This window comes from Micromonospora sp. NPDC048930 (assembly GCF_043197935.1).
Lineage (GTDB): Bacteria > Actinomycetota > Actinomycetes > Mycobacteriales > Micromonosporaceae > Micromonospora.
The window spans coordinates 1,158,254-1,178,816 of sequence record NZ_JBICUB010000001.1 but is presented as its reverse complement, the minus strand read 5'-3'; the positions used below and the strand labels follow the sequence as shown (position 1 = coordinate 1,178,816).

The following is a 20,563-nucleotide window of genomic DNA, read 5'->3' as shown; positions in this document are numbered from 1 at the left end:
CATGGAATCTTGGAGGATGGTGGTCATGGGTGACGCAGGTCGCAAGACCGTGTTGTTCGAGCAGCTTGCCCGGGTCGGCAAGGCCCTCGGCTCGGGAAAGCGCCTCGAACTCCTGGATCTGCTCGCGCAGGCCGAGCGTCCGGTCGACGCTCTGGCCACCGCGGCGGGACTGAACCTGACCACCGCCTCGGCACACCTGCAGACCCTCAAGCAGGCCGGGCTGGTCGCCACCCGCAGGGAAGGTACGAAGATCTTCTACCGGCTCGCCGGGGACGACGTGGCCGACCTGTTCGTCCGCGCCCGCGAGGTGGCCGCCGCCCATCTGCCGGACGTGGTCGCGGCCCGCGACGACTACCTCGGCGGCGACAGGGTGGAGTCGATCGGCCGTGAGGAGCTGCTGCGCCGGGTCGACGCCGGCCAGGTGACCGTGCTGGATGTGCGCCCGGCCAACGAGTACGCGGCCGGGCACCTGCCCGCAGCGGTGAACATCCCGGTCGAGGAACTCGCCGAGCGGATCAGCGAACTGCCACCGGACGCGGAGGTGGTGGCCTACTGTCGAGGCCCGTACTGCGTGTTCGCCCACGACGCCGTGCGGCTTCTCCACGAGCGGGGACGACCTGCCGTCCGCCTGATCGACGGCACCACCGAGTGGCGCCTGGCCGGATTGCCCCTGCACACCGCATGAGCAGCCTCGGCTCGCCACGTGTCTTCGACGGCGCCGGCAAGATGTGCGCTTCGCTCCTGCTGGAGCTGCGCCGGTTCATCGACGCACTGGCCGCGGGAACGGTCGTGCATGTCATCGCGACGGATCCGGCCGCGCCTCTGGACCTGCCCGCGTGGTGTCACCTGACTGGCCATCACTACCTGGGACCGGTCCCGGGCGACCCGGCCACCTTCGCCATCCGCCTCGCGAGCTGTGCCACCCCGACGCGGCCCGACCGGCCGTGGCATCCGGCCGACCCGCACAAAGAATCTTGACGTGGTGTCGTATCCGACGCTCCGCCGGTCGTCTAGGGGGTGACAGCACCTCATCGAGACCGACAGGAGCAGATCATGAAACCGGTCATGGACACCCTGGACATCGTCGTCGCCGACGTCGCCGCCTCGGTGGCGTTCTATCGGTGTCTGGGCCTGGAGTTCCAGGTCGACCCGAACTACGCCGAGCACGCCGGATGCGACCTGCCCAACGGGCTGCATCTGATGCTGGACGAGGAGAAGCCGCGCTGGCCCGCCCCGGTTGGCACCGCGGCGCGGGTAGCCCGCCGGTCTTCCTGGCGTTCCGGTTCGACAGCCCCGCTGATGTCGACGCCACGTACGCCGAGCTGACCGGCGCCGGATACACCGGGGCGCGGGAGCCATGGGACGCGTTCTGGGGGCACCGCTACGCCACCGTGCTGGACCCGGACGGCAACGGCATCGATCTGTACTGCCCGCTGCCCGGCCACAGCTGAGAAGGTGAGAGCTGTGAAATACGTGCTGATGTTCGCCGACACCGAGCAGTTCGCCGCCGACCTCGCCGCGATGGACGAGACCGAGCGGGAGCGGGCCTACGGACGGGTGCGGCAGTGGTTCACCGACAACGCGGACAAGATCACCTCGCACATGCATCTGATGCCCGCGCACACCGCCACCACGGTCCGGCTCGACCAGGCCGAGCCGGTGATCACCGACGGACCCTTCGTAGAGGGCAAGGAGGTGATCTCCGGGTTCGCCGAGATCGACGTCGCCGACCTGGACGAGGCGCTGCGGCTGGTCAAGTCCTGGCCCGCGTGCCCGCTGGTGGAGATCCGCCCGATCGCCGGATGACCGCGGTGGCGACCCGGCGGGATGCCGAGGCGGAGCTGGCCCGCGTGGTGCGCGAGCACGCGGGCCGGCTCGCCGCCTCCCTCGTGTCGCTGATCGGTGACTTCTCCGCCGCGGAAGACCTCGTCCAGGACGCGGTCGAGGCAGCGCTGCAGCACTGGCCGACGGAGGGGACTCCGGCCAACCCCGACGGCTGGCTCTACACCGTCGCCCGCCGTCGTGGCCTGGACCTGCTGCGGCGCCACGCCCGTTACCGCGACAAGCTCGCTCAGGCCGCGTGGCCGCCGCAACCGGTGCCGGACGACCGGCTCCGGCTGATCTTCACCTGCTGCCACCCCGCGCTGCCCCGCACCGCCCAGGTCGCTCTCACTCTCCGGGTCGTCTGCGGCCTGACCACCGCGCAGATCGCCAAAGCGTTCCTCATCCCCGAGACCACGGTGGCCCAGCGGATCACCCGTGCCAAGCGGAAGATCAGCGACGCGGGCATCCCGTACCGGATCCCGGCCGCCGACGAACTCGGCGCACGTCTGGCCGAGGTGCTGACGGTGGTGTACCTGCTGTTCAACGAGGCATACCTGCCGACCAGCGGCCCGCACGCCGAAGCGCGGCACCTCGCTGACGACGCCGCGTTTCTCGCTGCCCTGCTGGCCGGGCTGATGCCGAACGAGCCAGAGGTACTCGGCCTGCTCGCGCTGATCCGGCTGCACCGGGCCCGGGAGGCAGCGCGCTTCAGCCCCACCGGCCAGATCATCCAGCTGCCCCAACAGGACCGGAACCGGTGGGACCGGGAAGCCATCGCCGACGCGATCCGGCTGATCGCCAAGGCCGCCGGCTTCAACAAGCCCGGTCCGCATCAGCTGCAGGCCGCGATCGTGGCGGTGCACGCCGAGGCCGACCGGTGGGAGGACACCGACTGGCAGCAGATCCTGATCCTCTACACCATGCTCGACCGGCTGGCACCGTCGCCGGTCACCAAGCTGCACCGGGCCGTCGCCCTGCGATATGTGGCCGGACCCGATGTGGCGCTGGCGGCAGTCGAGGACCTCCGCCAAGCCCTCGGCGGCTATTACCTCTGGCACGCCACACGGGCCGAACTCCTCCGGGACCTCGGCCGCCCGGACGAGGCACAGGATGCGGACAGGCGGGCGCTGCAGCTGACCGCCAATCCGGCCGAGCAGTCCTTGCTGCGGCAGCGGATCAGCTGGGCTTGACCGCGTACCGCGGGGCCGCTACGGACCGGACCGTGATCACTCCGGACCGTAGGTCGAGCCGGGCCAGCCGATGGCTGACGATCGCCATGTCCGGTAGTCGCCAGCGATCATGCTGTCCACCGCCGACCCGGCTCGACTATGAAAAAGGGACGCATCTCTGACCACTGGGAGTCCCATGACCAAGCCACACTCGGCCCTGCACCGGACGAGCGCCGCCGTCACCTCGCTCGCCGTCGTGGTCGGCCTGCTCACCGCGGCGCCGTGGTCCGCGGCGGACGCGGCGACCTCCACCGACCGCCTCGCCCCAGCGCCGGCCGCGCGGGTTGTCTCCCTGGGCGGCGGAGCCGAGGTCGCCCTGACGCCGCTCGGAGGCACCGGCGCCACCTCGCTCGCCCCACTGCCCGGCGCCGACGGTATGACTCCGGGCCTCGTCGTCGCGACGAGCAAGACAGGCACGACCGTCCAGACGACCGATGCGGCGAGCACGCCGACCGTGATCGAGGGCCACGCCGCCCTTCTGGACGCCGGCGCTGCCGACGCCGTGCCGCTGCACTTCTCCGCGGTGGGCCGGGACGGGCGGGCCGCCCAGGCCTACATCACGGTGTTCGACCTCGAGCACGGCGCGGCGTGGACCCGGCAGATGGCCACCGACCCGGCGCCGGGCAACGAGTGCTCCGAGGCCACCTTCGCCCGGACCACCTGTGTGCTCGTACCGCCCGGCGAGTACTCCGTGATGGCGTTCGTCACCACCCTGCCCGCCGAGAAGCCGACCATCGGAAGCAGCCGCACCTTCCAGAACATCTCGCTCGTGGGCGAGCCGGAGACGACGGTGAGCGGTGAGCGGACCTTCGCGTTCGACGCCCGCGACGCCCGGCAGCTCACGATCACGACCCCGGGGCGCAGCACCAAGGTGCCGCCGCAGGGTGCCATGCTCATCGGCTACGACCGCACCGCCGCGGACGGGTCCGCAGTCCACCTGGACATGCGCCCGGCATACCTCCTCGACCAGCACTTCTACCTGCAGCCGACGCCGCAGGTGTCCATCGGGACGTTCCAGGCGCGCACCCGGGTCCGGCTGGAGGCGCCCGACATCGCCCTGTCCGCGCCGACCGCGCCGACCCTGCACCCCGAGTACGTCGACCCGACCTGGTTCTCCGACGTCTCTTCGGACTTCCCGGTCGTCGACGGCCGGTCCCGCCTCCCCGTGGTGGAGGTCGGCCACGCCACGGCGGCCGATCTCGCCGGCCGGCAGCTGCACGGCGCGCTGGCGCTGGTCACGCACTCCGCCGACATGTCGATCGCGGAACAGTCCAACAATGCCGCCGCGCACGGCGCGGGCGTGGTCGTGATCCGCAACGACGGCCCCGGTGACATCAGCGACCCGGGCGGCACCGGGGTCAAGCTGCAGGTGCCGACGATCCGGCTGAACCGGGCGGAGGGTCTCGCGCTCGCCCACCTTCCCGAGGGAGCCATGGTGACCGTCGAGGGAGAGCCGGCCAGCCCCTACGTCTACGACCTCTACCTGAAGGAGAACGACCGGATCCCCGAGGACCCCAGCTACGTCGCCCTCCCCGGGCAGCTCGCCACTCAGGTGCGTCAGGTGTACGGGCAGCCGACGCTTCCCTCGACGTTCTCCGAGGCGGCGTACCCGTGGCAGCCCGGCAACTCGTTCGTCGTCTCGACGGTGTTCCCCATGAAGAACGGGCCGCGTACGCGCACCGAATACCGCATCCCCGACCCCGACACGGCGTGGAATTTCGCGGTGTTCGCCCCGGAGTCCCCCTACAACGCGATGTTTCCCAAGACGCCGGTGCTGCCGATGAACCTGACCATGCCGGGGCGCCAGGCGTACTCGGAGCGCGAACAGGACCAGCTACCCTTCGGCCGGGCGCCGATCATCGCGGCCCCGAATCCCGCTCGGCCCGTCCAGCGCTCCGGTGATCAGCTGCGCGTGGCCGTTGACGGCTTCACCGACGCGGACGGAAACCACGGAACGGAGTACACCCACCCGAGTGGGGTGCGCACCCATCTCGAGATCAGGGCCGACGGCGCCCTGATCGGGGAGACGGACAACCTCCCCTCCGGCACGGTCCGGCTTCCGACCGGCGAGTCTCGTGTCTCGATCTCGTTCACCGCGGACAACCCGCAGGCGTGGAACGAGCTGTCGACACACACCGACACCGCGTGGAGTTTCCCGTCGACGACGACCGCCGGGGGCGCGGCGGAGGCCCAGCCCCTGCTGCTGCCCGACTACGACGTCGGCGTCGACCTGCACAACCGGATCCGGGCCGACCTCCAGGGCCGAGTTGCCTTCGACCTGCGGCTGCGGCGCGCTGACGGCGTACCGCCCACGCCGGTCGGCGACCCGACCATCGCCGCGTCGTACGACGACGGCGCGACCTGGCGACCGGCGGACGTCACCCGCGGTACCGACGGCTGGCGCGTCGAGCTGCCGGCGGGCAGCGGCCTCGTGTCACTGCGGCTGCACGCGGCGGACACCGGCGGCTCAGCGGTCGACCAGACCATCGTCCGGGCCTTCGACATCGTGCGCTGAGCTCTCCAGCCAACCGAGTCGGACCGCCTGCACGCCCGCCTGAAAGCGCGTGCGGACGTGCAGGTGGTCCATCAGCTCGGCGATCCGGCGGCTGAGCGTGCGGGTGCTGGTGCCCAGCCGGCGGGCGACCACGTCGTCCTTCGCCCCTGAGGCGAGCAGCGCGGCGAGCTGGCGATCGCTGAAGTTGCCCTCCTGCGTCGGGGCGACGATCGGCGTCGCCTGCGCCCAGAGCAGCTCGAAGAGCTGAACCAGCGCGTCGAGGAGGGTGGAAGGTCGGATGCAGACCGCAGCGTCGGCGCTCTGCGCACCGAGCGGCAGGATCGCCAGCCGGCGGTCGCCGATCGCCAGCTTCATCGGAAGGTCGCTGTGCACCCGGGACTGCTCACCCGCACCGGCTGCGTCCTGGACCTCCTCGAGCGCCCCCGGCAGCTCCAGCGCCTCCGGGGCGTAGATGCCGCGCACCCGCACCTTCGCCCGCAGGAGCCGGCGGACCGAGTTGTCCGACCGCCGGGGATCGGCGACGTACGGCGGGCGATCGAGCACCATGAGCTCGTGCCGGGTGGTGCTGAGCAGGTGCTCGAACCGGGCAGCGATCGCTGCGCCACCGACCAGCACCTCGACGATCTCCTCCGGGCGGAACCGCTCCTCGGCGGGCATCTCGGCGAGCAGGTTGCGCGCGGCGAGCTGCGTGCGTGCCAGCTCCTCGCGGCGTCGGTCGACCAGCGCGTCGACGGCGACGTCGGGTCGGGCCGCCCGCATCCTGGCGGGCTGGCCGGGCAGCCGGTGCACCAGGCCCAGCTCCTCGAGTCTGCTCAACGAGCTGCCCACCTCGGCCGCGTCACGGTCGAGTGCCACGGCGAGGTCGCGCTGGGACGCCTCGGGGCGGGACAGGAGTTCGCGGTAGACCGTCTCGTCCTCGGGGCGGACACCGAGCGGCTCGAGCATCCGCCCATTCTGCCCCCGTCGGCCGGGCGGCCACCCCGGCACCCGTCCGCCGGCAGTCACCGGTGTCGCCCCCCGCGACGGACGTTGCACATGCCAGCGGTGACCGGCCCGTGTCCCGACACCGGATGCGTCAGCCCCGTGCGGCGGCGATGCCGTGCGGGGCGATGAACACCTTGTCGGCCGTGCCGGTCCGCTGCGCTTCGAGGGCCTCCGGCAGCTGGTCCAGACCGTAGAAGGCCGGACGCAGCCGGTCCAGGCCCAGGGTCGGCAGCATCTGCACCGCGCGGTGGTGCGTGTACGGGTTGATCACCGCGCCGACCAGCGTCAGCTCCCGCGCGAAGATCTCGTTGGGGCGTACCCGGGCCTCGTCGTCGGGCCGGGCCACTCCGAAGACGAGGATCCGGCCGCCGCGTGAGGACACGGTGATCGCCGACTCCAGGATCCGACCGGAGCCGACCGCGTCGATCACGTGCGGGAAGCCCAGCCCCTCGGTCAGCGCGACGGCCTCGTCGAGCGACGCCGGGTCGAGGGCCGCGTCCGCGCCCATCCGCAGGGCGGCCTCGCGCCGGTCGGCGCGCGGGTCCAGCACCACGATCGGCGCGAGCCCCCGGGCCTTGGCGAGGGCGACCATCATCGCCCCGGCCGGTCCGGCGCCGAAGATGAGGATCGGCAGCCCCGAGCGCGGGTTCAGCTGGTCCATCCCGTGCAGGCAGCAGGCGAGCGGCTCGGTCAGCGCGCCGATCCACGGCGGCGTCGCGTCGGGTAGCCGGTACGCGATCCGCGCCGGCACCACCATCCGCTCGGTCATGCCGCCGTCGAGCTTCACGCCGTACCCCCGCTTGCCGTCGCAGAGGTGTTCCTGCCCGAGCCGGCAGTACGTGCACCGGGTGCAGTAGTCGTGCGGTTCGACGGTGACCAGGTCACCGACGGTGAGGCCGTCGACCGCCGCGCCCACCTCGGTGATCCGGCCGCACACCTCGTGGCCGAGCACGACCTGCGGCGCGGCGGCGAAGCTGCCGGCGACGATGTGGCTGTCGGTGCCGCAGACGCCGACCGCGAGGGGCGCGATCGCCACCTCCGCCGGGCCGAGCGGCGCCGGCTCGGACTTGAGCAGCCGTACGTCGCCAGCGCCGAAGAAACGGGCCTCAGTCAGCAGCACGGAGCAACTCCTTCAGTCGGCGGATGTGCGCGCGGGCGGCTTCCTCGGCGGCGTACGCGTCACCGGAGCCGATGGCCTCGAAGATGGCCTGGTGGTCGTGCACGGCCTGGACCATGCCGCCGGTCAGGCTGGTGGAGCGCATCGCCACCAGGACGCGGCTCTGGACGCCGTCGAGCATCCGGGCCAGCACGGGACTCTTCGCCGCCTGCCGGATCTCCCGGTGGAACGCCGCGTCCAGTTCGATGTGGCGGGCGAAGTCGCCCTGCTCGGCAACCACGCGGTGCTCGGTGAGCAGCGCGAGCAGGCTGCGTCGCAGCGCCGCGTCGTACTTCTCCGTGGCGAGCCGCGCCACGGCTCCTTCCAGGACCTCGCGGGCCTCGTAGAGGCTGACCAGCTCGGCGCGGGAGATGCGGGCGACCTCCGCGCCGCGGTTCATCGTCTCGGCGGCGAGGTTTTCCTGGACGAGGCGGATCACCGCGTCCCGGACCGGGCTGCGGCTGACCCGGAACTCCTCGGCGAGGGCCGGAACGCTCAGCCGCGTGCCCGGCCGCAGCTCACCGGAGATGATCCGGTCGCGCAGGGTCTTGTAGAGCACTTCGCCGACGCGCTGCGGGTCGGTCTGGAGAGAGCTGGTCACTGAAGGAACGTCCCTGCGAAGTGGCGGTAGTTGGCAGCGACCGCCGCGATCGCCTCGGGCCGGGTCAGATCGCCGGCCAGCAGCCCGCGCAGCGAGTCCCACCAGATGCTACGGCCGATGGCGAAGCCGGTGAACCCGTTCGCGGCGGCGTCGGTGAGCCAACCGTCGACTGTGGCTGCGGGCGCGTTCGCGCCCAGCAGGATGCATTCGCCGCCGGTCTGCGCGGCGAGCTCGGCGGCGGTCCGGTAGTGCTCCGGCGCGCCCAGGTGCTCCAGCTTCCAGACGTCGACGGGTACCTCCTCGACGATCTCCGCCATCGCCCGGTGGATGAGCCCGGGACGCACCTCGGTGTCGAACACCTCGCTCGGGATGTTCCGCTGCTCGGGCGTCGGCGGCACGAGCAGCTCGAAGAGGAACCGGCCGCCGGAGTCGCGAACGGCCTGCGAGACCTTGGCCAGCCGGGACCGCTGCTCGCGGTTGTCCGACGCCGACCCCTCGACGTTGTAACGGACCAGCACCTTGGGCAGCTCGGGGCGGTAGTGGGCGAGGAAGCCCGGCAGGTCGGCCGGTTCGGTCTCGTACACGTCACAGCCACCACGCTCGACCGGCATACTCAACGTGACGTGATGAGCCCGGGCCCGCTCGGGTACGCCCGCCCCGAGTTGCTCGTCGACCAGGATGCCGGCGTGCGCGGCCAGCCGCGGCTCGGCTTCGAGCGCGGCGAGCAGCCCTTCGAGGACCATGTGCTTGCCGTCGGTGATCGCCGCGCGCTCCGCGGGCAGGGCGGTGGCGGTGTGGCCGTACAGGGCCTGGATGAGCCAGGGGCGCTGGTCGACGGCGAGGATCAACAGACTCATCGGGTTGCCTCCGACACGAGATGGGCGTCCGCCGACACGATGCAGGGCTTGACGTAGTCGCCGGCCACGAAGCGGGCGAACGCCTCGGGCAGTTCGGGCAGGGTGAGGGGCTTGACGATGAGGTCGCGCAGCGACGCGCCCATGACGCGCAGCAGGTCCCAGTTCGCCTCGACCTCGTTGACGGGGAAGTAGAAGGACCGGACGGTGTAGCAGTCGCTCCGCCGCCAGCGCGGCGTCGCGGGCATCGTGTACGGCTCGTTCGACTCGCCGAGCGCGACGACCGTGCCGCCGGGCCGGACCACCCGCTGTGCCGTCTCCCGGGCCGCGTTCGCGCCGCTGACCTCGACGACCATGTCGTACTGGTTCTCGCCGGACAGGTCGCCGGCGGGCGTGGCGCCGAGTGCCGCCGCGGCCTCCAGGCGGGTGGGGTTGGGGTCGAAGGCGTCCACGGCGATCCCCATGGCCTGGGCGACCGCGACGACACCGAGGCCGAGTGGCCCGGCGCCGACGACCAGCGCGCGGTCCACCGAGTCCTGGGTCCGCAGCGCCAGCCGCAGGGCGTGCGCGGCAGTGCCGACCGTGTCGAGCCCGAGGACCGCGACCGACAGCGGGATGTCGTCCGGTACCGGCAGGACGCACCGCGCCGGCACGTCCACGTGCTCGGCGAAACCGCCGTCCCGCTGCCAGCCGATCAACTGGGACAGGTTCAGGCACTGGTTCGTCCGACCGGCGGCGCAGCGTACGCAGGTGCCGCAGAAGACCGGGATGTAGACGATGCCCCGCGTACCCTCGGGCAACGCTCCGCCGACGACCGTGCCCCCGATCTCGTGGCCGGGCACGACGGCCGCGCCGCTGTGCAGCAGCCGCTTGTCCGATCCGCAGAGCGCGCAGACGTCGACCCGCAGCCGCACGTCGCCCTCGGCGACGTCGCCGAGGGCGACCTTCTCGAACGTGATCTCGCCGTTGCCCTGGAAGCGGGCCCGCATGGACGTCACTTGACGGCTCCTCCGGTGATGCCGCGGACCAGCCAGCGCTGCGCGAAGACCGTCAGCAGCAGGGCGGGCGCGGAGATGAGCGTGCTCGCGGCCATCAGGCCGCCGAAGTCGTTGGATCCCTGGCCGATGAAGTTGAACGCGATGACGGTCAACGGCAGCGTCCGCTCGTTCGCCAGGGCCAGCGCGAAGAGGAAGTAGTTCCAGCTGAAGATGAAGCTCAGGGTCAGCGCGACCGACAGCCCGGGCAGGGCCAGCGGGAGCGCGATGCGACGGAACCGCTGCCAGGCGTTCGCCCCGTCGATCAGCGTCGACTCCTCGATGCTGATCGGGATCTCCTCGAAGAACGGCACCAGCAGCCAGATGCACAGCGGCAGCGTGATGATCAGGTGCGCGGCGATCAGCAGCGCGTAGTTGAGTGCCACGCTGTCCGGGCCCCCGAGGCGGATCGAGAGCACGAACAGCGGCAGCACGAACAGCACGCCGGGCGCCATGCGGGCCAGCAGCGTGACGAAGCCCAGCGCGGCCACCTTGCGGCGCACGATCACGTACGCGGCCGGCGCGCCCAGGACGAGGCCGAGGATCGTCGACCCGCCGGCCACGATGAAGCTGTTGGCGATGTAGCGGCCGAACTCGAAGCGCTCGAACAGGTTGGTGAAGTTCTCCAGCGTCAGCGGCGACCCGATGTTGAACAGCGAGCCGGTGATGTCAACGTTGTTGCGCAGCGACGACCAGAGCATGAAGAGCACCGGGCCGAAGAAGATGACCGCGAAGACGAGGTATGCGGCGTACACGCCGCCGAGCCGCTTGGTCATCGCGCGGCCCGCTGCCGGAACCAGGTGAACCCGCCCGCGATCACGATCACCAGGACGAGCAGGGCGATCTGCAGGGCGGCCGCGTAGCTCGGCTCGTGGTCGACGAAGCCGGCGTTGTAGCCGTACACGTTGAGGGTGTTCGTGGAGTTCACCGGACCCCCCTGGGTCATGATGTAGATCGTGTCGAAGAAGCGCACGAGGTCCACGGTGCGCAGCAGCATCGCCACGGTGAGCACCGGGCGCAGCAGCGGAAGGCCGACGTTCCACGCCGTACGCCAGCCGCTCGCCCCGTCCAACGCGGCGGCCTCGAACGGCTCCTCGGGCAACGACCGGATCCCGGCCGAGATGATCAGCGCCATGAACGGCGTCCACTGCCAGATGTCGACCAGGGCGATGGACCAGGGCGCGATGTCCGGGTCGCCGAGCCACACCACCGGGTCGACGCCGACCTTGGCGAGGATCTGGTTGGCCGCGCCGAGCGATGGGTCCATGATCAGCAGCCAGACCAGGCCGACCGCGACCGACGCGGTGATCGCCGGGACCAGCATCATGCCCTGGAAGATCCGGCGGCCCGGCACGTCGAGGCTCATCACGTAGCCCAGGGCCAGCCCGAGGACGGTCTCCACCAGCAGGCAGACCACGAAGAGGAACAGCGTGACCTTCAGCGAGTTCCAGAACTGTGGGTTGTCGAACATCTCGGCGTAGTTGGCGAACCCGAGGAACCCCGAGTTCGTCCCGTCGGACTGCCGGTCACTGACGGAGAGCCAGATCGTGTACGCGACCGGCACCAGCACGAGCACGGCCGTGACCAGCACGGCCGGCAGCGCGAACGGCCACACGCCGCGGGCCGTCGGGTCGACCCGGCGGCGGCGTGGGGGCGGCGCCCCCGCCCCCGGCCCCGCGCTGGCGGAACCGGAGGCGGCGGGCGACTTCGTCATCAGGTCGCTCATCGGACTTATCCAGCGTTCTTCGCCAGCAGCGGGGTCAGGCCGTCCTGGATCTCCTTGGCCGCGGCGTTGGCGTCCGCCTGGCCGAGGATCACCTTGCCGACCGCGTCCCCGACGACCTTGCGCATCTCGGGGGCGGCGACGCCGACCGGGCCGACCTCGGTGGAGCCGTTCGTCTGCACGTTGGCGAGCGCCTTGCTCCACTGCGTGAGCGTCTCGGTGTCCAGCGTGTCGGTGTACGCCTTGTCCTGGGCGACGGAGGTCCGCGGCGGCGCGATGCCGCCCTCGGTCAGCTTGAGCTGGGTCGCCTTGCCGGTCGCCCACTCGATGAACTTCCAGGCCGCGTCCTTGTGCTTCGAGTACGAGGACATCGCGATGCCCCAGTTCAGGACGGTCGACTTCGAGCCCGCCGAGCCGGCCGGGAAGTCCAGCACGCCGATCTTGCCGACCACCTTGGAGGTCTTCGGGTCGTTGATGCTGCTGATCTCGTTGCTGGACTCCAGTTCCATCGCCGCGTTCCCCGCCGCGAACAGGGCCGAGGACTGGGTGAAGGTGTTGTTGACGACGCCGGGCGGACCGTATTCCTTGGCGAGCGTCGCGTACCGGTTGATCGCGTCAGCGGCGCCGGGCGTGTCGAAGTTCGGGGTGCCGTCGGGCTTGGTCCACTCCAGGCCCTGGGAGTGCAGGAACGGGCCGAAGGTGAACGGCAGCGCGGCGGACTGGCCGCGCAGCGCGATCGGGATGACCTTGCCACCGGACTTCTGCTTGATCGCGGCGGCGACCGTGGGCAGCTCGTCGAGGGTCTTCGGCGGCGTGATGCCGTACTGCTTGAACAGGTCCGTCCGGTAGTAGAGGACGACACCCTCGACGTTCACCGGCGCGGCGATCATCTTGTCCTGGATCGTCATGCCGGTCTTGACCGCGGCCGGGAAATCGGCGGCGTCGTACGTGGCGGACTTGCTCATGTAGTCGTCGAGCGGAGCGTAGTAGCCGGCCTTGGCGAACTGCAGGCCCTCGCGCGACGGCAGCGTCATGAACACGTCCATGGAGGAGCTGCGCGACTGCAGGTTCAGCGAGATCTTGTCGCGCGCCTGCTGCTCGGCGAAGGTCTGCACCTTCACCTTGACACCCGAGGCCTTCTCGAACTCCGGGATCAGCGGCTCGATGGCCTTCTGCCACGGGTGGTTGGACATGACGACCGAGATCTCGTTGGCGCTGCCGCCCGAGTCGCCGCCGCCGCAGCCGGCGGCGAGCCCGCCGACGAGGGCCAGGGCGAATCCGGCGCTCAAGAACTTGTTTCGCATCTCGTATGCCTTTCAGTTCTGACCGAGGAGTGGGGAGAGCCAGTCGTGGAAGTCGCCGAGGTCGGCGGGGTTGGTACTGCGCCACTGCGGCGGTACGGGCCGGGTCCGGCCGGCCACCTCCACGAGCGGCACCGGGTCGTACACGGTCTCGCCGGCGCTGCGGTGCAGGCCGACCATCAGTCCGGTGGCGCGGTCGGCCAGCAGCTTCGCCGCGTGCCGCCCCGCCTCCGCCGCCTCCGCCCGGTCGACGTCGCTGGCGAGCGCGCCGCTGCTGCGCTGCACCATGCCGAGCACCTCGCCGCGGGCGGCGACGCCCAGCTCGGTGCTCACCAGCCCGGCCAGCGCCCGGGAGACGCCGCCGAGGATGATCCGGGTGTGGTTGACCGCCTCGAACGGATCGTCGGTCAACTCGCTCGCGGCGCCTTCGCTGACGACCACGAACGCCCGCCCGTGGGCGCCGAGGGCATCCTGCACGGCGGTGAGGAACGCCGTCCGGTCGAAGGTGAGCTCCGGGATCAGGACCAGGTGCGGCGCGTACGCCGGATCGTCGCGGTGCCAGGTCGCGGCGAGGGCCAGCCAGCCCACCGAGCGGCCGAGGGTCTCCACGATGCGGACCGGTTCGATGCCGGACATCGCCGCGTGGTCGCGGGCCAGGTCCGGGACGACGTTGGTGAGGTAGCGCGCGGCGGAGCCGTACCCGGGGCAGTGGTCGATGCCGACCAGGTCGTTGTCCACGGTCTTCGGGATACCGACGACGCTCAGCTCGCGCCCGGTCGCGGCGGCCCGCCCGGCGAGGGCGTGCAGCAGCGCCATCGTTCCGTTGCCGCCGATCAGCGCCACACCGTCCACACGGTGGGCGGCCAGGACGTCGAGCGCGGTGTCGAGGTCGGCTTCCGTGACCGCCCGCCGCCCGGCGCCGAGCCAGGATCCGCCGTGCCGGGTCGCGGCGGCGGGCACGTCGGCGATGGTGACCGGGGTGAGCCGGCCCTCGACGAGGCCGTCCGGGCCGCCCCGCAGCGCCAGCACGTCGTGATCCGCCGCTGCCTCGAGGAAACCGCGGAGGCTGGCGTTGACGACGCTGGTCGGCGCGCCGGTCTGTCCGATGAGCAGGCGCATGCTCACACCTGCGCCTTCGCGCCGACGGACAGGAAGGTCTGGAAGGCATCCAGGCCGGGGCGGCCGCCCTCGTACCCGAGGCCCGAGTCCCGCACGCCGCCGAACGGGATCCACGGCGTGTTCGGGGTGCCGGTGTTGATGCCGACGATCCCGGCGGAGAGCCGGTCGGCGACGGCGTGGGCGCGGTCGAGGTCCGCGCTGCAGACGTAGCCGGCCAGGCCGTAACCGGTGGCATGGTGCAGGGCCAGCGCGTCGTCGAGGTCGTCGTAGACGTGGATCGGCGCGATCGGCCCGAAGATCTCCTCGGTCATCACCCGGCTGTCGACGGGCGCGTCCAGCAGCACGGTCGCCGGGGCGAAGTGGCCCTTCTCCGGGACGGCGCCACTGGTGACCTTCCTCGCGCCCTTGCTGACCGCCTCCTCGACGAGCGAGGCCATCCGGGCCGGGTCCGAGGCCGGAGCGAGGGGACCGAGGTCGGTGGCCGGATCCGTGGGGCGGCCGACGACCATCTTCTGAGTCGCCGCGACGAACGCGTCGGTGAACTCGGCCGCCACCTCGCGGGCCACGAGGACCTGGTTCGCCGCGATACAGGACTGGCCGTTGTTGCGGTACTTCGCCACCAGCAGCGTCTGCGCGGCCGCCTCCGGATCCGCGTCCGGCAGCACGAGGAACGGTGCGCAGCCACCGAGCTCCATCACGGTACGCACGAAGCGCGGCGCCGTGGCGGCCGCGACCAGCCGCCCGACCCGGGTCGATCCGGTGAAGGACACGACGCCGACGCTCCGGTCGGCGAGCCACGGGTCGACGACGTCGGCGGGGGTGCCGAGCACGGTCGACAGGACCCCTGCGGGCACGTGCCGTTCGACGACCGCGGCCAGCACCATCGACGACAGCGGCGTCAGCTCGGAGGGCTTGAACAGCACCGGGCAGCCCGCCGCCAGCGCCGGCGCGATCTTGCGAGCCGGGATGGAGACCGGGAAGTTCCAGGGAGTCAGGACGGCGGCGACACCGGCGGGCCGCGTGGTCACCCGGTGCCGGATCCCGGGTACGACGGACAGCCGCTCGGCCTCCTGCCGGTCCAGCAGGTCGGCCATGATCCGGAAGTAGGCGACCGTCAGCCCTAGCTCGGCCACCGACTCGGCGAGCCGCTTGCCGCTCTCCCGGGTGATCAGGGCGGGCCACTCGGGCTGCCCGGCGAGCGCCTCGACGTCGGCGGCGATCGCCCGCAGCGCCGCCGACCGCGCGGCCGGCGACGTACCGGCCCAGACCGGCAGGGCCTGCCGGGCGAGACCGAGCGCCGCCGCCGCGTCCGCACCGTTACCCGTGCTGACCTCGGTGAACGGCTCGCCGCTGGCTGGGTCGAGCACCGCGAGCCGCGGTCCGCCCGCCGTCCGGCCGGTCACGCGTACGGCAGTGGCGGCCGAGAGAATGTCGTTGACGATGGGGTCGGTCACGGTAGCTGCTCCTCGTACGCGTCGAGCTGGTGCTGGTCGAGTTCGATGCCGAATCCGGGCCCGTCCGGTACGCGGACGGTGCCGTGGGCGGTGAGCAGGCCGTCGGCGGCCTGCCGCAGCGGGTTGGAGCGGATGTCCCACTCGATGAGCCGGGTAGCCGCCGAGACCGCGCCGGCCTGAACGGTCGTGGCGGTGGCGACCGCGCCGTTGTAGAGGTGCGGGTTGACCGTGCGCCCGGCTGCCGTCGCGGCGGCCAGCACCTCGAGGTATTCGGTGACGCCGCCGACCTTGCCGAGGTCCGGTTGCAGGATCTCGACCACGTCCAGGTACGGCGTGAACGCCGCGGCGCCGTAGAGGTTCTCGCCGGTCGCCAGCGGCATCCCGGTGCGCCGGCTCAGCTCGGCCAGCTCGGCGGGACGGTCGCCGGCCAGCGGCTCCTCGACCCACGCCACGCCGAGATCGGCCAGCGCGCGGACCATCTCCAGCGCGTCGGTCAGTCGCCACGCCTGGTTGGCGTCGGCGAAGATCTGCACCTGGTCGCCGAGGATCCGCCGGGCGGTCCCGACGTTGGCGAGGTCGGTGTCCGCGCCGAACCCGACCTTGACCTTCACGGCGTTGAGTCCGAGCGCGGCGCAGCGGTGGGCGACCTCGGCGACCCCGGTGGGTCCGAGGCTGGAGCCGTACACCGGCAGTTCGGTGCGGGGGTTCGCGCTGAGCAGCCGGGCCAGGCTGGTCCCGGCATGGCGGGCGGCGAGGTCCCACAGCGCCATGTCGACGCCGCTGATCGCCTGGTGGACCGGGCCGGGTGCACCCCACTGGCGGCCCAGCGGCGCCAGCCGCGCGAGCAGCGCGCGCTGGGCGGTTGCCGGGTCGGGGAAGCTGCGCCCCTTCATCAGCGGCGCGACGCCGTCGTGGATCGTGGCGATCCGCTCGCGCCACGCCCAGGACGGGTAGTTCGCCCAGCTCTCGCCGACGCCGACCGAACCGTCGGCCAGCTCGACCTCGATCAGGACCATCACGCGGTGGCTCAGCGGCGCGAAGGACATGGCGATCGGCTCGGTGGGGCGCGCCCGGAAGACCCGGCACCGCACGTCCACCACTGCGGCATCCGGCAACGTGACCACACGGGTCTCCGTGGCTGAGGGTGCGGCCTTGAGGTCCATGTGCCTTCTCTTACGTCGACGCTATCTGCATGCAGTGTTGAACGCATGTCATCGAGACGTCAAGAGCACGAAACAAAGAAAAGGCGGCGAGTTGGCATCGCGCGAAAGGTGCTTATGCCTCATCACGGGCGCGACGGAGCCTTGGCATCCCCCTTCTCGTGACGTCTCGGGGGAATTCGCCGCTACTGCGGACGATCTACACCGCGTTCAGGTGCTCAGCGGGGCGAGGCGGTCAGCACGCGGGTGCCGGTGCGGCGCGCGGCCGCGGCCACCGGTGCGGGCAGCGGACCGTCCACGACCAGGGTGTCGATGCGGTCGAAGCCGCACACCTGAACCGGAGCGGTGGCCGTCAGCTTGCTCGCGTCGGCGATCAGCACGACCTCGTCGGCGATGTCCATGAGGGCGTGCTTAGCGCTCAGCTCGACCTCCGAGCGCACGTACGCGCCCCGCTCGTCGACCGCGCTGGCGCCGAGGAACAGCAGGCGCACCCGCATGCGCCGGACGAGATCCAACGCGGCGAAACCCACCATCGCCTGGTTGTCGTGCAGCAGCTCGCCGCCGATCCCGATGACCCTTGACCTGGGCCGGGACAGCATGTGGGCAAGCACGGGGACGGAGTGGGTGATCACGCAGCCGTCGAAGTCCTCAGGCAGCGCGTGGGCCACCTCGGCCGCGGTCGTGCCGCTGTCGATGCCGATCGTGTCGCCGGGCTGGACCAGGCGGACCGCCGCGGCGCCGATCGCTCGCTTGGCGCCGGCATGGCTGAGGGCGCGGGACGCGTACCCGGGGGCCCCGACGCCGCCCGGTGGAAGACTGACCCCGCCGTGGACCAGCTGGACCTCGCCACTTTCGGCAAGACGCCGCAGGTCACGGCGGATCGTCATCTGAGAGACGCCGAGCTGGGCGCTGATGTCGGCGACCGAGAGGAAGCCGGCCCGGCGCAGCGCGGCCATGATGTGCGTCCGTCGCTGCGGGGCGCCGTCGTAGCGCATGGCTTCCACTGACACGTCGGTAGTCTAGCCTCTGTTCTTCCCACACCAACGGATGTTATTTTTCGAACATCCTTTGATCTCGGCGCTTGGACGTCGCCGACCTCGGCGGCGGACCAGCCGCTCCCGCGCTGGAGGAAACAGTGACCGTCGACCCCTCGATCCTCGCCCGCCCCTCGGGCGGCTACGCCATGCTCGCTGTCGACCAGCGCGAGGCGCTGCGCGCCATGTTCGCCGCCCGCCAGCCGGAGCCGGTGACCGACGCGCAGCTGACCGCCTTCAAGGTCGACGCGGCACGGGCGCTGAGCCCGTACGCGTCCGCGATCCTCATCGACAAGCAGTTCGGCTGGGACGCGGTGATCGCCGACAACGCCGTCGACCCGTCCTGCGCGCTGATCGCGGCGGCCGACGCGTTCACCCCGAGCGCCACCGAGTTCGTCGCGGACGTGGCGATCGACCCCGAGGTCGACCCCGCGACCGTACGGAAGGAGGGTGCGAAGGCCCTCAAGCTGCTCGTCCTCTACCGCCCGGATGAGGCGCCGGAGCCGCGAATCGCCATGGTCACCGACTTCGTCGCCCGCTGCCGCGAGGCCGGTCTGATCAGCATCATCGAACCGGTGTCCCGCGGCCCGCGCGACGGCAGCGCGTACGACCACGAAGCGGGAATCCACGCGGCGGCCCGCGAACTTGGCGCCCTCGGCGCCGACCTCTACAAGTCGGAGGTACCGACCCACGGCAAGGGCACCCCGGACGAGATCACCGCCGGGTGCGCTGCGCTGTCGTCAGTCATCAGCAGCCCGTGGGTGGTGCTGTCCTCCGGCGTACCCGCAGAGCTCTTCCCCGAAGCCGTGCGTCTCGCCTGCCGGGCCGGGGCTTCGGGTTTCCTCGCCGGCCGCGCGGTCTGGGCCTCGGTGGTCGGCAGCCCGACCATGGCCGACGACCTGCGCACGACTTCGGTCGACCGGCTGCGACGCCTCGCCGACGTGGTCGACGACGCCGTGTCGCGCTGAGATGGTGCCCCTCGGCGACGTGCTCGCGGTCGGCGCGGTCGCGCTCGGCGCCACCATGCAGAGGGCAACCGGCCTGGGTTTCGCCCTGGTGGCCGCCCCGTTCCTGGTCGTGATCCTCGGGCCCTTCTCGGGCGTGACCCTGGCCAACCTGCTCTCCGCGGTGATCAACCTGATCGTGCTGTCCGTGACCGCCCGGGCGCTGCGCCGCCGCGTGGCCGTCCAGATGATCGCCGGCGTGATCCTGGCCCTGCCACTGGGCGTCTGGGTGGTCCGGGAACTGCCGGGCCCGGTCCTGCTCGTCGGCATCGGCCTGATCACGGCGGGATCAGTGACCTGGGTGGCGGTGGGCCAGAGCATGTCCTTCCTCCGGCAGTGGGGTGGGGCGGTGGCGTCGGGGTTCGCATCGGGCTTCTTCAACACCACGGCGGGGACGGGTGGGCCGCCCCTCGCGGTCTACGCCGTGAGCACCGACTGGGAGCACCGAAGCTTCGTCCCGACCGTGCAACTGGTCGGCCTGGTGACGAACGTGCTGTCGCTCGCGGCGAAGGGTCCTCCGGTCCTGTCGTGGAGACTGCTACTGGCCTGCGGAGTGGCGATGCTGGTCGGGATCGGTGGCGGGCACTGGCTGGCGCGGTGGTTGCCGGAGACGGCTACCCGGCGCTGGGTGCTGGGACTCGCCCTCACGGGGAGCGTCATCGCGATCGCCAAGGGGCTTTCGGCGTGGTGAGACGACGTTCCTCAGCCTCGCACGCGGGCAGGCCGACGCCTCCGGACGCGTCGACCCGGTGGCCCCGCCACGTCTTCGGTCAGGGCAGCGACCCGGATCCACGGTTCAGCCTCGCCAACGAGCGCACGTTCCTGGCGTGGATCCGAACCTCTCTGGCGCTCTTCGCCGCAGGCGTGGCGTTGGAGGCGGTGAACCTGCCGATAGTGCCCGGGTTGCGCCGAGCGTCAGCGATCCTGCTGATCCTGCTGGGCGCCGCCGCCCCGGCCCAGGCCTGGTTCGGCTGGGTCCGCACCGAACTCGCCCTGAGGCGGGGAAGGGGCCTCCCGCCGCCGCTGATGGCCGTGCCGGTCGGCGCGGGCCTCCTGCTCGTCGGCATCCTGGTCCTGCTGGGGCTCATCCTGTGACCGACCCTGGTCACTCGCTGCCCTCACGCCCCTTCCCGGGATCGGCCGCGTCGGCTGATCAGGGGCTGCAGATTGAACGGACGGTGCTGGCGTGGCGCCGCACCGCAACCGCGTTTGTCGTCGCGGCGGCCGTGGCCGGCCGATTCCTCCTGCCGCACCTCGGCGGCTGGGCCTTCCTGGCCGCCATCGGCGGCGCGGCGACAGTGATCATCGTCGCGGCGGCGGCGCTGCGACGCCGTCTCCCGCCCTCTGCCGCTCCGGCCGTGCTGAGCTCGGCCCGCGCGCCCGGCCCCTGGCTGGCGGCGGTCGCCCTCGCCACCGCCGCCGGCGGTATCAGCGTGGCGCTCGCTGTACTGCACGCCTCGCACTGACCTCACCATCATGCCGAAGTAGTATCCGAAACCTTCGGAAGCGGGCGGTGCATCTGGCTGGAGCACAGCGGCGGCCTCACCATCGAGTGGGAGACCATCGGGCGT

At 71.6% G+C, this 20,563-nt stretch carries 23 protein-coding genes; 11 read left to right on the top strand and 12 right to left on the bottom strand.

What is annotated here, in order from left to right:
* The first annotated feature begins 25 nt into the window (after nt 1-25).
* The 7 genes from ACGFI9_RS05045 (at nt 26) to ACGFI9_RS05015 (ending at nt 5,568) form a co-directional block, all read left to right on the top strand.
* Nucleotides 26-685: an ArsR/SmtB family transcription factor gene (locus ACGFI9_RS05045; protein WP_393175049.1), complete on the top strand. Its 660-nt coding sequence runs from the start codon at nt 26-28 to the stop codon at nt 683-685.
* Nucleotides 682-978, top strand: a complete 297-nt coding sequence (locus ACGFI9_RS05040) for a sulfurtransferase TusA family protein (protein WP_393175046.1) — start codon at nt 682-684, stop codon at nt 976-978. Before ACGFI9_RS05045 ends, ACGFI9_RS05040 begins: the two co-directional genes overlap by 4 nt.
* A 75-nt stretch (nt 979-1,053) precedes the next feature.
* Complete coding sequence (locus ACGFI9_RS05035; RefSeq protein ID WP_393175043.1) at nt 1,054-1,326, top strand: hypothetical protein; 273 nt, start codon at nt 1,054-1,056, stop codon at nt 1,324-1,326.
* Entirely contained in the window at nt 1,224-1,451 is a 228-nt protein-coding gene (locus ACGFI9_RS05030; RefSeq protein WP_393175239.1) for a VOC family protein, read from the top strand. Before ACGFI9_RS05035 ends, ACGFI9_RS05030 begins: the two co-directional genes overlap by 103 nt.
* Nucleotides 1,452-1,464: 13 nt before the next feature.
* Nucleotides 1,465-1,806, top strand: a complete 342-nt coding sequence (locus tag ACGFI9_RS05025; protein WP_393175041.1) for a YciI family protein — start codon at nt 1,465-1,467, stop codon at nt 1,804-1,806.
* Nucleotides 1,803-3,014 (top strand): RNA polymerase sigma factor, encoded by a 1,212-nt coding sequence (locus ACGFI9_RS05020; RefSeq protein WP_393175039.1) that lies wholly within the window; start codon nt 1,803-1,805, stop codon nt 3,012-3,014. The genes ACGFI9_RS05025 and ACGFI9_RS05020 overlap by 4 nt, the downstream gene beginning before the upstream one ends.
* A gap of 175 nt (nt 3,015-3,189) precedes the next feature.
* The gene (locus tag ACGFI9_RS05015; RefSeq protein WP_393175036.1) at nt 3,190-5,568 is read left to right on the top strand and encodes a PA domain-containing protein; all 2,379 of its coding nucleotides are present in this window, start codon (nt 3,190-3,192) and stop codon (nt 5,566-5,568) included.
* Here the strand turns inward: ACGFI9_RS05015 and ACGFI9_RS05010 are convergent.
* From ACGFI9_RS05010 to ACGFI9_RS04955, 12 genes are all read right to left on the bottom strand, one after another.
* Nucleotides 5,521-6,513 (bottom strand): helix-turn-helix domain-containing protein, encoded by a 993-nt coding sequence (locus ACGFI9_RS05010; RefSeq protein WP_393175034.1) that lies wholly within the window; start codon nt 6,511-6,513, stop codon nt 5,521-5,523. The genes ACGFI9_RS05015 and ACGFI9_RS05010 overlap by 48 nt on opposite strands.
* A gap of 130 nt (nt 6,514-6,643) precedes the next feature.
* A complete protein-coding gene (locus tag ACGFI9_RS05005) occupies nt 6,644-7,672 on the bottom strand; it encodes an alcohol dehydrogenase catalytic domain-containing protein (RefSeq protein ID WP_393175031.1) in 1,029 nt (342 codons plus the stop codon).
* Nucleotides 7,659-8,309 carry a GntR family transcriptional regulator gene (locus tag ACGFI9_RS05000; RefSeq protein ID WP_393175028.1) on the bottom strand — a complete coding sequence of 217 codons (651 nt, stop codon included), beginning with the start codon at nt 8,307-8,309 and terminating at the stop codon, nt 7,659-7,661. The genes ACGFI9_RS05005 and ACGFI9_RS05000 overlap by 14 nt, the downstream gene beginning before the upstream one ends.
* Nucleotides 8,306-9,166 (bottom strand): 2-deoxy-5-keto-D-gluconate 6-phosphate aldolase domain-containing protein, encoded by an 861-nt coding sequence (locus tag ACGFI9_RS04995; protein ID WP_393175026.1) that lies wholly within the window; start codon nt 9,164-9,166, stop codon nt 8,306-8,308. Before ACGFI9_RS04995 ends, ACGFI9_RS05000 begins: the two co-directional genes overlap by 4 nt.
* Nucleotides 9,163-10,152 (bottom strand): alcohol dehydrogenase catalytic domain-containing protein, encoded by a 990-nt coding sequence (locus tag ACGFI9_RS04990; protein ID WP_393175237.1) that lies wholly within the window; start codon nt 10,150-10,152, stop codon nt 9,163-9,165. The genes ACGFI9_RS04995 and ACGFI9_RS04990 overlap by 4 nt, the downstream gene beginning before the upstream one ends.
* A 5-nt stretch (nt 10,153-10,157) precedes the next feature.
* Entirely contained in the window at nt 10,158-10,973 is an 816-nt protein-coding gene (locus ACGFI9_RS04985) for a carbohydrate ABC transporter permease (protein ID WP_393175024.1), read from the bottom strand.
* Nucleotides 10,970-11,923, bottom strand: a complete 954-nt coding sequence (locus tag ACGFI9_RS04980; protein WP_393175021.1) for a carbohydrate ABC transporter permease — start codon at nt 11,921-11,923, stop codon at nt 10,970-10,972. Before ACGFI9_RS04980 ends, ACGFI9_RS04985 begins: the two co-directional genes overlap by 4 nt.
* A 5-nt stretch (nt 11,924-11,928) precedes the next feature.
* Nucleotides 11,929-13,224: an ABC transporter substrate-binding protein gene (locus tag ACGFI9_RS04975; protein WP_393175019.1), complete on the bottom strand. Its 1,296-nt coding sequence runs from the start codon at nt 13,222-13,224 to the stop codon at nt 11,929-11,931.
* 12 nt (nt 13,225-13,236) lie between these two features.
* The gene (locus ACGFI9_RS04970; protein WP_393175016.1) at nt 13,237-14,340 is read right to left on the bottom strand and encodes a 6-phosphofructokinase; all 1,104 of its coding nucleotides are present in this window, start codon (nt 14,338-14,340) and stop codon (nt 13,237-13,239) included.
* 2 nt (nt 14,341-14,342) lie between these two features.
* Nucleotides 14,343-15,794, bottom strand: coding sequence for an aldehyde dehydrogenase family protein (locus ACGFI9_RS04965; RefSeq protein WP_393175013.1), 1,452 nt, complete (start codon nt 15,792-15,794; stop codon nt 14,343-14,345).
* Nucleotides 15,791-16,918, bottom strand: coding sequence for a mandelate racemase/muconate lactonizing enzyme family protein (locus ACGFI9_RS04960; RefSeq protein WP_393175011.1), 1,128 nt, complete (start codon nt 16,916-16,918; stop codon nt 15,791-15,793). The genes ACGFI9_RS04965 and ACGFI9_RS04960 overlap by 4 nt, the downstream gene beginning before the upstream one ends.
* A 254-nt stretch (nt 16,919-17,172) precedes the next feature.
* Nucleotides 17,173-17,964, bottom strand: a complete 792-nt coding sequence (locus ACGFI9_RS04955) for a DeoR/GlpR family DNA-binding transcription regulator (protein WP_393175008.1) — start codon at nt 17,962-17,964, stop codon at nt 17,173-17,175.
* Between the two features lie 125 nt (nt 17,965-18,089).
* Here ACGFI9_RS04955 and ACGFI9_RS04950 point away from each other — a divergent pair, with 125 nt between their 5' ends.
* The 4 genes from ACGFI9_RS04950 to ACGFI9_RS04935 are packed head-to-tail and all read left to right on the top strand — an operon-like array spanning nt 18,090 to nt 20,458.
* The gene (locus ACGFI9_RS04950) at nt 18,090-18,956 is read left to right on the top strand and encodes a hypothetical protein (RefSeq protein ID WP_393175005.1); all 867 of its coding nucleotides are present in this window, start codon (nt 18,090-18,092) and stop codon (nt 18,954-18,956) included.
* 1 nt (nt 18,957) lies between these two features.
* Nucleotides 18,958-19,683 (top strand): TSUP family transporter, encoded by a 726-nt coding sequence (locus ACGFI9_RS04945; RefSeq protein ID WP_393175003.1) that lies wholly within the window; start codon nt 18,958-18,960, stop codon nt 19,681-19,683.
* Nucleotides 19,677-20,087, top strand: a complete 411-nt coding sequence (locus tag ACGFI9_RS04940) for a YidH family protein (protein ID WP_393175001.1) — start codon at nt 19,677-19,679, stop codon at nt 20,085-20,087. The genes ACGFI9_RS04945 and ACGFI9_RS04940 overlap by 7 nt, the downstream gene beginning before the upstream one ends.
* Entirely contained in the window at nt 20,084-20,458 is a 375-nt protein-coding gene (locus ACGFI9_RS04935; RefSeq protein WP_393174999.1) for a DUF202 domain-containing protein, read from the top strand. The genes ACGFI9_RS04940 and ACGFI9_RS04935 overlap by 4 nt, the downstream gene beginning before the upstream one ends.
* Nucleotides 20,459-20,563 lie beyond the last annotated feature (105 nt).

Excerpts from the sequence above, each read along its gene's own strand:
- ACGFI9_RS05040 (WP_393175046.1), top strand. The coding sequence starts at position 682 with ATGAGCAGCCTCGGCTCGCCACGTGTCTTCGACGGCGCCGGCAAGATG.
- ACGFI9_RS04980 (WP_393175021.1), bottom strand. The coding sequence starts at position 11,923 with ATGAGCGACCTGATGACGAAGTCGCCCGCCGCCTCCGGTTCCGCCAGC.
- ACGFI9_RS04985 (WP_393175024.1), bottom strand. The coding sequence starts at position 10,973 with ATGACCAAGCGGCTCGGCGGCGTGTACGCCGCATACCTCGTCTTCGCG.
- ACGFI9_RS04975 (WP_393175019.1), bottom strand. The coding sequence starts at position 13,224 with ATGCGAAACAAGTTCTTGAGCGCCGGATTCGCCCTGGCCCTCGTCGGC.
- ACGFI9_RS04970 (WP_393175016.1), bottom strand. The coding sequence starts at position 14,340 with ATGCGCCTGCTCATCGGACAGACCGGCGCGCCGACCAGCGTCGTCAAC.
- ACGFI9_RS04990 (WP_393175237.1), bottom strand. The coding sequence starts at position 10,152 with ATGCGGGCCCGCTTCCAGGGCAACGGCGAGATCACGTTCGAGAAGGTC.
- ACGFI9_RS05015 (WP_393175036.1), top strand. The coding sequence starts at position 3,190 with ATGACCAAGCCACACTCGGCCCTGCACCGGACGAGCGCCGCCGTCACC.
- ACGFI9_RS05010 (WP_393175034.1), bottom strand. The coding sequence starts at position 6,513 with ATGCTCGAGCCGCTCGGTGTCCGCCCCGAGGACGAGACGGTCTACCGC.
- ACGFI9_RS05020 (WP_393175039.1), top strand. The coding sequence starts at position 1,803 with ATGACCGCGGTGGCGACCCGGCGGGATGCCGAGGCGGAGCTGGCCCGC.
- ACGFI9_RS05035 (WP_393175043.1), top strand. The coding sequence starts at position 1,054 with ATGAAACCGGTCATGGACACCCTGGACATCGTCGTCGCCGACGTCGCC.
- ACGFI9_RS04995 (WP_393175026.1), bottom strand. The coding sequence starts at position 9,166 with ATGAGTCTGTTGATCCTCGCCGTCGACCAGCGCCCCTGGCTCATCCAG.
- ACGFI9_RS05045 (WP_393175049.1), top strand. The coding sequence starts at position 26 with ATGGGTGACGCAGGTCGCAAGACCGTGTTGTTCGAGCAGCTTGCCCGG.
- ACGFI9_RS04945 (WP_393175003.1), top strand. The coding sequence starts at position 18,958 with ATGGTGCCCCTCGGCGACGTGCTCGCGGTCGGCGCGGTCGCGCTCGGC.